The following is a 10730-nucleotide window of genomic DNA, read 5'->3' as shown; positions in this document are numbered from 1 at the left end:
GGCAGCGTTTCGGGCAGCGGTATTGTCGGCATTGGTTGTTGCGCACGCGACGAGCGACACTGGCTGTGAGGCCGATCGTGGCACGGTGACGAGAGTCCGCAAACCACCCACATCGGACCACGACGCGATCAAACCAGGCATCTCTGCCTCGTCAAAGACCGCGCGTGCCCCGCTGCACCGCCCGGGCCAGGGCCGCCGTGAGCTGCGCCTCGGCCCGCAGGAAGCTCGGCGCGTCCGGGCTCTGCACCGTGAAAGTGACCTGAACCGGCCGCGCGGGCGGGCTCCGGCCGGAGCCGCTCCCCGCATCCTCGGCCCAGGCCGCGCCGCCCGCCGCCGGTCCCGTCGCGCCACCCGGGAGTACCCGCTCGCCGATCGCCGCGAGGCTGCGCCCGGCCCAGCCGCCCTGGGCGAGGCGGCGCACGCCGCCGCGGTTGATCTGCTCCAGGAGACCGGCATGCGCCGAGGCCGACCGGGCGTTGACCACGAACTCGCCGTTCGAGAGCAGGGCCGGCACCGAGTCGGACGTGCCCGAGCCGGGGCCGCGCACCGGGCCGCCGCCGGCGAGCCAGAGCGCGCCGTCGGGGCCGATCACGTCGCCCCCGGTGGCGGTCGTGCGGGTGAACAGGTCCTTGAGGAGCCCCGATACCGTGCCGGTGAGCCCGCCGACGGCGTTGGAGCCGGCGCTCGCCGCCGGCGCCGTGCCGAGCAGGCCGGCCATCGGGCCCTGGCCGGTGAATACCGCCTGCAGCGTCGCCCGGGCGATCTGCTTCTCCAGGCTGCGCAGCACGTCGCCGAAGCTCCGGCCCTCCAGGATCGCGTCCGCGAAGGCGTCCGACAGCGCCTGGCCGAAATGCCGGGCGGTCTCGGCGAGCTGGCGCTCGGCCTGCTCGAGGTCGGCGAGCTTGTCCCGGTAGCCGGCGGCCGCCGCAGCCGCGGCCCGGATGCGGGCGGTCTGCTCGCCGGTGAGCGTCACGCCCTTGGCCTTGGCGACCTCCTCGGCCTTGGCCAGCTCGATCGCCGTGCGCTTCTCGGCGTTCGAGAGGTGGTAGGCCTCCATCTCCGCCTTGAGGGCGGCGGTGGACTTCTCCAGGCCGGCGATCAGCGTCTCGATCGGGTCCTGCGCCTCGGCGGCCCCGCGGCTCGCGCGGCCGGGGGAGGCCGGGAGCGGGTTCGAGCGGTCGCCCCGCGGCACGATGCTGACCGAGAGCGGCTTGCCCTCGGTCGCCTCCCGCGCCTTGCGCCGGTCCTCGTCGGTGAGGTCGACCACGCCCGTGCCGGTGCCGCCCCAGTTGCCGGCAAGCCCCATGGCCTTCAGGCCCTCGAACAGCCGGTCCCAGCCCGACCAGTTGCCGAGCGCGGTGACCGCCTCGCCCACCTGCTTGAGGTAGCCGTAGAGGCTCAGCACCACCGCCGAGGCCCGGTTGACCGAGGCGATCCACTCCGACCAGGCGAGGAGCTGGCGGTTCTGGTAGTCCGCGATGTCCTTCTGCAGCGGCGCCAGCGCCTCGGCCAGCACGGCGCGGGATTTCTCCAGCTCGGCATTCACCCGCCGGGCGGTCTCGATCTCCTCGGGCGAGACGATCCGCTCGCCCCCGGCGGCGCGCATCCCGTCGAGGCTGCGCCGCATCGCCTCGATCACGGCGCCGCCCTCGCGGAGCTTGGCCTCGAACTCGCCCCCGAACATCGTCTTGCCGAGGTCGAAGGCGGCGAGCTGGCGGTTGGCGGCGAGCAGCTCCTGCACCAGGTCGAGCATCACGCGGATGCGCTGCTCCTGGTCGCCCGCCGCGTCGTAGCGGGCGAGCGCCCCGGCGCCGAGGTTGCCGGCCGAGACGTGGTCGGCGAGCGCGCTGCGGATCGGGCTCGTCGCCGCGGCGCCGTCGCGCCCGAGCGTCACCGTGGCGGCCTCCCGGGCCCGCAGCAGCATCGCCTCGAGGGTCTTGGCCTCGGCGCCGAGTTCCTTGGCCTGGCCGAGCCAGGCCTGGAACAGCGTGGTGCCGACGCCCGCCTCACCGGCCTTGGTCGCGAGGTCGACCAGGCCCTGCATCCGGTCGGCCGCCGTGGAGGCGGCGTGGTCGGCGAGCTTGAGGAGCGCCACCAGGGCGACGAGGCCGGCGAGCGCGCTCACCCCGGCGGCCCCGGCCGGGGTCGCCATCACGGCCGCCATCGTCTGCGCCATGGTGGTGCGCAGGAGCGCGAGCTTGAACTGCGCCGCCGCGGTGCCGGTGGCGATCGAGGTGGTGATGGCCGCGCTCGCCACGTTGGTCTCGCCGGCGGCGCGGGCGACGGCGCCGGCGATCGCCACGGCATTGCCCTGGCTGTCGTTGGCGGCCTTCAGGCCGGCGGCGGTCATCGCGGCGTAATCGTCGCCGACCGCGCGGGCGACCTTGGCGACCGCCTGGCCGTAGCCCCCTTGCGCCTGGGCACCCTTGTTGAGCGCCGCCGAGACCAGCCCGACATTGGTGACCACCGAGGCCGCGAGGTCGGTCAGCCCGGCCTTGGCGGAGGAGACGTCGGTCGCAAAGCGGATCTTCAGCGGCTCGCTCATCCGGGTATCCTTCGCGTCACGCCTGCCGGTGCTCGGCCAGTGCCGTCAGGAAGGCGTCGAGGCTCGGCGCCGGGGCCTCGTCCTCGCCGCCGTGGAAGCGGCGGAAGCCCTCGAGCATCGCCAGCATCTCGGGCAGGGTAAGGGCGTCGACCGCCCGGGGCGTCAGCCCCATCATGCCGCCGGCGCGGTACCAGACGGAGAGGTCGCCGGGGCGTCGCTCCTCCCCTCCGTCACCCCGTTTCCCTCCGGCTCCACCCCGGCCACCGCGGCCGAGAGCAGGTCGGCGGCGAGCTGCAGGTGGGTGGCGAGCGGCTGCTGGTCGAAGTTGAAGCGCATCAGCGCCTCGGCCCCGGCCAGGTCCTCGCCGCCGCCGATCAGCCCGAGGCGGATCGTCTCGCGCAGGTCGGCGGCGTAGAAGCGGTGGCTGGCGAGCCTGAGCTGGATCTCGCCGATGCCGGCGGTGCAGATGCGCTCCAGCTCGCCGATGCAGCCGAGGGTGAGCTGCAGCTTGCGGTGCCGCCCGCCGAAGGCGGCATAGACGGCGGTGCGGGAGGTGTCGGGCGCCATCAGCTCGCCGCCGTCCAGGCGAGGGGCCCTTCGCCGCGCAGCTGGCCGCTGAACTTCACCACGCCGTTGTCCTGCGAGGAGAGCTTCAGGTTCTCGAACCACACCGCGCCGTCCCAGCGCCCGCCGCCGGCGGCCGCGACCTTGGCGACCAGGACCTGGATGTAGGTCGGCAGGTCGGCGCTCGCGGCGGCCTGGAGGATGCGGAAGCCCTTGGCATCGGCGATGCCGGAGAACGAGGTGTTCCAGGCCCGGGCCTTGAGGAAGGAGCGGCGGCTCGGCACCTGGTCGGGGGCGTCGGTCTCCGGCACGGTCGCGTCATCGAACTCGTTGACCCACTCGATCTCCTTGGTGGTGATCATCGCCACGAAGTCGGGGGTGGTGTCGGTGGCGGAGTCCTTGAGCAGGACGCGCAGGTCCTTGCCGCCGAAGGGGACGGTCTGGGTCATCGGGTTCTCTCCGGTGAAGGGGGATCTCGGCCGACGCGACGCTCGGAGCGGTGCCCGAGGGAGCTTGCGTCGGCACTAAAGCGACCCTATCTCGGGGGTCGCATTGGATGTCGCATGAGCAGCCCCGAGATCTACCCGCTCCCGAAGGCCGCCTTCGTTCTGCGCGAGCCCGTCCGGGAGGTTCGGCGGACCGTCGAGCGCAAGCACGTCGATTGCCAGCTGGTCTCCTACGGCGGCCGCAAGGTCCGCGCGCTGGACCACAAGACGCTGGTCTTCCTCAGCTGGGCACGGGACCACCGCGACGACCTGAATGCGGCGCTCTGGGGCAAGCTCTATGCGGCCCTGCAGCAGCATGCCGAGCTGCCGACCCATCTCGAGGCCGGCGTCTTCCGGGCCTCGCTGGACGAGGCCGCGCAGCAGGTCGATGACCGCCTGCAGGCCTTGCGGGACCTGGAGACGTCCGTCGAGCATGACGCCAAGGGCGACATCGTCCTCAAGGGCACGCGGGTCGAGGTCCATCGCCTCGCCGCGCTCCTCGACGGCGGAATGGCGATCGAGGACGTGCTCCGGGACTATCCCAGCCTGAGCCGGGACCAGCTCGCCTTCGCCGAGGCCTATGCCGCCGCCCATCCCAAGGCGGGGCGCCCCTATCCGAAGCTGACGGCGAAGGCGGCCCTCGCGCAGGCCGACCTGAGCGCCTTGGACCTCGACGATTAGGTGCTGACCTACCTCCTCGACACCGACGTCATCAGCAAGCGGAGCGGCCCGAACGGCAAGGCCATCCGCCGCTGGCTCGCGAGCATTGACGACAGCACGCTCGCGATCAGTGCCATCACTGTCTTCGAGATCGCGCGGGGCGTGCAGAAGAAGCGGGATGCCGGCGATGCCGCTGTGGCCGCCGCGCTTCAGGCGGCCCTGGATGCGCTCAAGGAGGGCTTTGCCGGCCGGATCCTGCCCGTCGACGGCGACGTGGCGGAGGCCTGGGGCCGGCTCGCCGGCCCGGATCGCCCGCAATGGATGGATCGGGGTCAGGTCGCCACCGCGATGCGGCACGGTCTCGTTCTCGTGACCTGCAACGCGAAGGACACGAAGGGCCGGGGCGTTGCCGTGATCAGCCCCGACCGCGAGACCCCGGGCCGCTGGGCGCCCGACGGAAGCGAAATCCGGTGATCCGCGCCCGTCCGGTCGCGTGAGGGCCGCCGCTACGCATCGAGCATCAGCGCGGCGACGTCGAAGAACACCGCCTTGACGGTGAGCGGGCTGATCACGTCGCCGGCCTGGCGCACGCTCAAGCGGTCGCAGAACCCGCCCTCGGCCGGCTCGAACCCCTCGACCGCCCGCATGCCCGCCCGGGCCAAGCTCCAGGCCTGGTCGCGGTCGAAGGCCGCCGACTCGATGAAGATCCGCAGGCGCAAATCCCAGGCCGGCAGGCCGCCCACCTCGAGGCGGGTCGCGTTGAGCGGCCCGGCGAAGATCCAGGGCAGATCCGGCTCGCCGTCCGCCGGCACGTCGTCGTAGATTTTTTCGCCCACCACCGCGCTCACCGCCGGCGTCGCCCGCAGGCGGCCCAGCACCGCGTCGCGCAAGGTCAGCTCCGGCGTCATGTCAGGCCCTCGCGGTTGGCCGCCTCGTTGATCAGCGCATCCGCCGCCAGGCCGCGCTCGGCCATCACCTCGTTGACCGAGGGCCAGAAATACGGATGCGGGGGCGTGCCGGGATGGGTGCGGCGGGCACGCCGGTTGGCATCCGCCCTCCGGTAGCGCCGGCCGGTGCGCGGGTTGACCGCCAGCGCCCCGTCCGGGTCGCGGGGGCGGAAATAGGCCGCATCCGCCACCCGCTCGCCGCGGATCCCCGGCCGGGTGCCGTGCTCGACCAGGAAGGCGTAATCCAGCTCCCGCGGGTCGCGCGGGTTGACCGCGCTCGCCTGCACGCCCCACACGCCGTCGACCTCGGTGGCCTCGATGCCGGAGAAGAGCCGCCCGGTATCCTGCGGGACCCGGGCGCGGGCGCGCTCCACGATGTCCTCGGCCGCCTGCCGGTCGAGGGCGCGGCTGCGCAGGGCGAGGTGCAGGCCCATCCGGGTCAGGCTGGTGACCAGGGCGTCGACCCCGGACACGGCCGCGTAGCCGAGCCGGGCGAGGCTGACGAGCTCGCCGATCACCGGCCGGGCTGCTCCAAGGCCTCGCGCAGGATGGCGTTGATCCGGCCCTGCCAGCCCGATCCCGTTGCCCGGAAGCCCTCGATCACGTCCGCGTCGAGCCGCAACGTCACCTGCCGCTTCGGATTGTCGAGCCTGGGACGGCCCCGGCCGCGGCTGACGAGGCGGCCGGCCTCGTGCCGGTCTGCCGTTCCCACATCGACCTCCGACAGATCCGGCAGGTCGTCGTATTCCTCCGCCTTAGTCCCGTGCGCGTCCAGCGCCGCGAGATCGACAAGTCCCGTCTTCTCGTCAAAGAAGGGAGGCGTATTTCTTTTGCTCGCGCTCATTGGCTTTCCGCATCGTGAAGACCCTGCGCCGATCGTCGCGCTCGGTCCATCCCACCACGACCATCCGCCCGCGCAGTCGGCCGAACAATAAATTGGAGGGAGGCGAAACGGCTCATGCGATCACGTCGAGGCCGCCCGGCGGCGCGAGACGCTGAGCGAGAGCCAGCCGGAGCGATGCGCGATCGGCACCGACTCGATCGCGAAGTCATGGCCGGCGATCACCACCCGGTCGGCCACGGTGAGACCGCGCGTGCGGGCGGTCTCGCGCACGATCAGCGTGCCGTCGATCCCGTCCGTCACCGCCCCGGCCTCGACCAGGCGCCGGCCGGTCAGCGGGCGCCAGGCGCCCCAGGCCCGGAACAGGTCGGCATAGTCGCCCGGCACCTGGCGGCCGCCGCGGGTGACGAGGGCGCGGCGCCGGAAGGTGACGCGCCGGTCCAGCTGGCCCGGATCCATGGTCAGGCCTCCGAGGGCTGGTAGCGGGCGAGCAGGCGGGCGATGGTCGGGTTGTCGGTCAGCGTCGCGAGCTGCTTGCCCCCGCGGTTGTCGAACAGGTCGGCGGCGATGAGCAGGATCGCCGCCTGGATCGGCGGGGGCACCTCGGCGGGCGTGGCGTAGCCGGCGCGGAAGCGGATGCGCCAGGCCGCCGGGTCGGGATCCGCGGTCGGCCAGCGGGTGCCGGGTGCCGGCAGCAGGGCGAGGCTGCCGCGGCGGTTCGGCGACAGGCTGCGCCAAGTGGCGACCGGGAGGTAGGCGCCGCCGGTCAGGGCCTCGACCGAGAGCACCGCCGCCACCGGCGGCAGGTCGAGGAGGAAGCCCGGCGCGTCGCCGCACCCGCACGGGCCCGGCGCGGGCGCCGTCGCCTCCCAGGTCTGGGCGAGGAGAGCGTGGCGGAGCGCCCCGGACCAGCCGTCGAGATGCTCCTCGGCCGCGGCGAGGGCCGCCGTGACGGCCTCCGCCTCCTCGGTGTCGGGCTCGAGCTTGAGGTGGGCAAGCGCCCGCGCGAGCCCGACGACGGGGCTGGCCGGCGGCGTCAGCCGGGCATAGCTGAGCATCACGCGGCCGGCGCCGCAGCCGCGAGCTGCGCCGCCAGGGCCTCGACCTGGTGGCGCAGGGCGTCGCGGTCGGCTTCCGCCTCGGCGAGCCGCGCGGCGAGGTCCTGGACCTGCGCCCGCAGGTCCTTCGCCGCCCGCTCGGCCGCCTCGGCCCGGGGCGGCGCCTCGGCGAGGCCCGCCGCCTTCCAGGCCTCGCCGATCGCGTCCGGCACCGTGACGGTCTCGCCGGCCTGGTAGGAGAAGCTGTCGCCGGCCATGCCGGTGAGCATCCGCACCTGCATCGTCGTCGCCCTCAGCTCGCCGGGTGCTGGAACGCCTTGATGGCGTCGTTGCTCGCGTCGATCAGGTTGCCGTCGTGGCGCGACCAGGCGAGGAACGCCACCTGGCCCTTCTCGAGGTACTTGCTGTCGGCGAAGCGGAACAGCGTGACCGCCATCACGTCGCGGATCAGGTACTTCTTGAAGTCGCCGAACAGCAGCGAGCGGGCCGAGGCGCCCATCGGCGCCATGTGCTGGTTGACCGTGTAGCCGTAGCCCAGGATGTCGGAGGGGTCGCCACCGGTGACGCCCGGGCGCCAGAGCGGCCGGCCCTGGCCGTCCTTCAGCTTCTTGAGCGCCTTGAGCGTCGTGTCGTGGAACATCCAGCGACCGGAGGTCCGGTAGGCCGGATCGACCGCGTGCTCGAGGTCGACCAGGTCGTCGTAGGTGACCGCCGCGAGCTGGCCCGCCGCCCCGGCCTTGCCGGCGGCCGCCGCCGTGACCACGCCGCGGGGCTGGCCGGCGCCGGTGCCGGTCGTGAAGTGCCGGTTGGTGATGCGGGCGATGCGGGTGGCGAGCGCGACGTTGATGTAGGGCTCGATGTCGATGCGGCTGTCCTGCAGCAGCTCGAGGGGCACCACCACGGTCTTCGAGCTGTACTTGTAGGCGCCGATGCTCACCGTGCCGAAGGCGATGTCCTGGCCGCTCGCCGCCAGGCTCTCGCCGACGATCTCGCCCTCCTGGCCGGTCTCGTCCACGGTGGCGTAGTCGATGGCGTTGCCGCCGTCGGTCTGGATCACGGTGGCGACCGCCCGCATCCCGCCGAAGGCCGCCATGCGCTCGAGCATGGTCTCGGCGAAGTCGCGCGGGACCAGGTAGCCGCCGGCCGCGCCGGTGCCGACGGACTGGGCGCCGTAGACCCGCTGCGCCTCGTCGCGGCGTGCCTTCACGTGGGCGCGCTGGTCGTCGGTCAGCGCCTCGGCCCCGCCACGGGCCCAGGCGGAAAAAATCGCCTTCTCGGCCCGGATCGTGGCGGCGTTCTCGTCCACCGAGCGGCCGTTCTTCTCCGACAGGACCCGGCCGCGCTGCTCGAGGCTGTCCTCGATGGTGAGCACGCGCTCGACCCGCGCGATCTGCTCGTCCAGGCGGTCGATCGCGGCGTAGATCGCGTCGACCTGGTCCTTCACTTCGGGGGTCCATTCCTTGCCGGTCTTGGCGTCGAGGAGGGCGCGGGCCTCGCGGGCTTTCGCCGTGCGCTCCTCGCGCAGGGCCTGGATCGACTGGGTCATGGTGGGCTCCGAAAACGACAAAGCCGCCCGGATGGGCGGCTCGCGAGGGTGGGAACGGGGGTTGGGTGGATCAGGCGGCGCGCTCGTAGAGGGCGAGGCGCGCGGCGTAGCGGCCGTGCTCGGCCGCCGCCGCCGCGAAGGTGTCGGGCGGGCGGTGGGCGAGGGCCGCCGGCGGGTTGCGGTAGGCGGTGAGGTTGAAGGCGTTGCCGATCGCCGGGGCCTCGGCCTTGCGGTCGGCCAGCCCGGCGGCGATCGCCTCCTCGGCCTCGAACCAGGTCTCGGCCTTCATCAGCGCCAGGACCTCGTCCTGCGGCTTGCCGGTGCGCCGGACGTAATCGGCCGCGATGGCGAGCCCGACCTTGTCGAGGAGGTCGGCCGAGCCGCGCAGGTCGTCGGCGGTGCCGAGCGCCAGGGACCAGGGCTCGTGGATCATCACGAAGGCGCCGGGCGCGATCGCGATCTCGTCGGCGGCCAGCATCAGGAACGAGGCGGCGGAGGCCGCGAGCCCGTCGACATGGGCGACGACCTTCGCCGGGTGCTGCTCCAGGGCGGTCTTCATCGCCCGGGCGCCGAAGACGTCGCCGCCCGGCGAGTTGATCCGCAGGTGGAGCGTGCCGGCGGTGACGCCCTGGAGGTCGCGCACGAAGGCCTGCGGATCGACCCCGTAGGCCTCGCCGATCGCATCGTAGACGTAGAGCGTCGCGCTCTCGCCGTCGGCGGCCCGGACCAGGCGGTGGCCGGCGCCGCGATTGCTATTCAGGAGCTGGATCAGGCGGTGCATCGGCGGCGGGTTCCGGTGGGGTGGTCGGGGCCTTCCAGGCGGCGAGGCCGTCGCCGTCGGGGCGGGCGCGGTCGTTCTGCTTGCGGCGCACCTCGTTGGGGGTCATCCAGCCCGGGCCGGAGGAGCCGCCGAGCGCCAGGCGGTAGGCCTTGAACCGGCTCTCGATGTTGCCGCGCACCAGCACGTCGCGGTCGAACTCGCCGAGGAAGCGGGGCGGGTTGCGCCCCGGCCGGGCCGGCCGGCCGCGGCCGTAGAGCTTGTGGTTGACCTCGTCCTCGATCGCCACGAGGTGCGGATCAAGGGTGTAGGTGACGAAGCCGATGCCGAGCGCCTCGATGCCCGAGCCCCAGCTGGTCTCGTCCATGCCGAGCAGGAAGCGCGGCACGCCGAAGATGCGGGCGATGTCCTCGATCTGGAACCGGCGGGTGTCGAGGAGCTGGGCGTCCTGGGCCGAGATCGGGATGCGGTTGTAGGTGCCGCCCTGGTCGAGGACGGCCGGGCCGGCGTGGCGGCCCGACTTGCCGAAGGTGCGGCGCCAGAAGCCGCGCAGCTCGTCCTTATCGCCCTTGTAGACCTGCGGATACGAGATGTAGCCCGAGGGCGCGGCGTCGTTCTCGAAGTAGGACTGGGCGAAGCGGTCGGCCTCGATGCCGAGCCCGACGGCGGCGCTCATGGCGCGGATCGGGGTCATCGCCGTGACCCCGTCCCATTCGGCCGAGCCGGGGACGTGCAGCACGTCGTCCTGGTCGACCACGATGGCGGTGCCGGTGTCGAGGGTGAGCCGGTAGCGCAGGCGGTCGCCGGCGAGGCTCACCGCGACGCGCTCGAACGGGATCGGCCACAGCGCCACCGGATCGCCGGAGGCCTTGCGCTCGATCCAGGTCACGGCGTTGCCGCGTAGCAGCATCTGGGCGAGCGTGGTGCGCAGCCAGAGCGTGCGGCTCAGGCGCGGGTTGGGGCGGATGCGAAGCAGGTCGGCGGCGGGGTGGTCGAGGCTCGGCTCGCGGTCCCCGTCCTCCAGCTCGCGGTAGGTCTTGAGCGGCAGCATCGCGGCCGCGAAGGCGATGATCGAGACGCAGCGATAGACCGCGGCGTGGCGCATGGCGGTGGCGGGCGAGACCGTGCCGGCCAAGCCGCCGGGGAGGAGGGCGTTCCAGGCCTCGGCGTCGGAGGAGAGGACGGTGGTCGCGGCTGAGATGGGGAGCTCCACGCGCGGCCCGGCGGCCGCGCGGGGTGAGCGGCGCCAGAAGTTCACGAGCGGTCTCCACGAGGCAGGAATTAAGGTGCAATCAGGTTGACGGCT

The 10730-nt window shown here is 73.1% G+C and carries 15 protein-coding genes; 2 read left to right on the top strand and 13 right to left on the bottom strand.

Annotation, left to right across the window (positions count from 1 at the left end):
* Positions 1–151: 151 nt before the first annotated feature.
* From HPY23_RS23300 to HPY23_RS23285, 4 genes are read right to left on the bottom strand one after another with little or no spacing between them, the layout of a single operon-like run.
* Complete coding sequence (locus HPY23_RS23300) at positions 152–2545, bottom strand: hypothetical protein (RefSeq protein WP_139235035.1); 2394 nt, start codon at positions 2543–2545, stop codon at positions 152–154.
* A gap of 16 nt (positions 2546–2561) precedes the next feature.
* Positions 2562–2720: a hypothetical protein gene (locus HPY23_RS23295; RefSeq protein ID WP_165602093.1), complete on the bottom strand. Its 159-nt coding sequence runs from the start codon at positions 2718–2720 to the stop codon at positions 2562–2564.
* Positions 2717–3112 (bottom strand): gene transfer agent family protein, encoded by a 396-nt coding sequence (locus tag HPY23_RS23290; protein ID WP_058619495.1) that lies wholly within the window; start codon positions 3110–3112, stop codon positions 2717–2719. Before HPY23_RS23290 ends, HPY23_RS23295 begins: the two co-directional genes overlap by 4 nt.
* Positions 3112–3558, bottom strand: a complete 447-nt coding sequence (locus HPY23_RS23285) for a phage tail protein (RefSeq protein ID WP_139235034.1) — start codon at positions 3556–3558, stop codon at positions 3112–3114. The genes HPY23_RS23290 and HPY23_RS23285 overlap by 1 nt, the downstream gene beginning before the upstream one ends.
* Positions 3559–3672: 114 nt before the next feature.
* Between HPY23_RS23285 and HPY23_RS23280 the strand changes: the two genes are divergently transcribed.
* Complete coding sequence (locus HPY23_RS23280; protein ID WP_091889731.1) at positions 3673–4275, top strand: DUF433 domain-containing protein; 603 nt, start codon at positions 3673–3675, stop codon at positions 4273–4275.
* Positions 4276–4728 (top strand): PIN domain-containing protein, encoded by a 453-nt coding sequence (locus HPY23_RS23275; RefSeq protein WP_091889729.1) that lies wholly within the window; start codon positions 4276–4278, stop codon positions 4726–4728.
* Between the two features lie 32 nt (positions 4729–4760).
* On the opposite strand, the gene HPY23_RS23270 is transcribed toward HPY23_RS23275, so the two are convergent.
* From HPY23_RS23270 to HPY23_RS23230, 9 genes are all read right to left on the bottom strand, one after another.
* Positions 4761–5162, bottom strand: coding sequence for a DUF3168 domain-containing protein (locus HPY23_RS23270; protein WP_058619499.1), 402 nt, complete (start codon positions 5160–5162; stop codon positions 4761–4763).
* On the bottom strand, positions 5159–5719 hold the full coding sequence (locus tag HPY23_RS23265; protein WP_058619500.1) for an HK97 gp10 family phage protein: 561 nt from the start codon (positions 5717–5719) through the stop codon (positions 5159–5161). The genes HPY23_RS23270 and HPY23_RS23265 overlap by 4 nt, the downstream gene beginning before the upstream one ends.
* A complete protein-coding gene (locus HPY23_RS23260) occupies positions 5716–6045 on the bottom strand; it encodes a BrnA antitoxin family protein (protein ID WP_091889727.1) in 330 nt (109 codons plus the stop codon). The genes HPY23_RS23265 and HPY23_RS23260 overlap by 4 nt, the downstream gene beginning before the upstream one ends.
* Positions 6046–6165: 120 nt before the next feature.
* Positions 6166–6501: a head-tail adaptor protein gene (locus HPY23_RS23255; RefSeq protein WP_058619503.1), complete on the bottom strand. Its 336-nt coding sequence runs from the start codon at positions 6499–6501 to the stop codon at positions 6166–6168.
* A 2-nt stretch (positions 6502–6503) separates the two neighbouring features.
* Positions 6504–7100, bottom strand: a complete 597-nt coding sequence (locus HPY23_RS23250) for a head-tail connector protein (RefSeq protein WP_091889725.1) — start codon at positions 7098–7100, stop codon at positions 6504–6506.
* On the bottom strand, positions 7100–7381 hold the full coding sequence (locus HPY23_RS23245; protein ID WP_058619505.1) for a hypothetical protein: 282 nt from the start codon (positions 7379–7381) through the stop codon (positions 7100–7102). The genes HPY23_RS23250 and HPY23_RS23245 overlap by 1 nt, the downstream gene beginning before the upstream one ends.
* 11 nt (positions 7382–7392) lie before the next feature.
* Positions 7393–8646, bottom strand: a complete 1254-nt coding sequence (locus HPY23_RS23240) for a phage major capsid protein (RefSeq protein WP_091889723.1) — start codon at positions 8644–8646, stop codon at positions 7393–7395.
* Between the two features lie 70 nt (positions 8647–8716).
* On the bottom strand, positions 8717–9427 hold the full coding sequence (locus tag HPY23_RS23235; RefSeq protein ID WP_091889721.1) for a head maturation protease, ClpP-related: 711 nt from the start codon (positions 9425–9427) through the stop codon (positions 8717–8719).
* Positions 9399–10682: a phage portal protein gene (locus tag HPY23_RS23230; RefSeq protein WP_091889719.1), complete on the bottom strand. Its 1284-nt coding sequence runs from the start codon at positions 10680–10682 to the stop codon at positions 9399–9401. Before HPY23_RS23230 ends, HPY23_RS23235 begins: the two co-directional genes overlap by 29 nt.
* Positions 10683–10730: the final 48 nt, after the last annotated feature.

The sequence above is a fragment of the Methylobacterium ajmalii genome, from assembly GCF_016613415.1.
GTDB lineage: Bacteria > Pseudomonadota > Alphaproteobacteria > Rhizobiales > Beijerinckiaceae > Methylobacterium > Methylobacterium ajmalii.
Note: the sequence above shows the minus strand (reverse complement) of the source record. Positions and strands in the feature narration are given on the sequence as shown.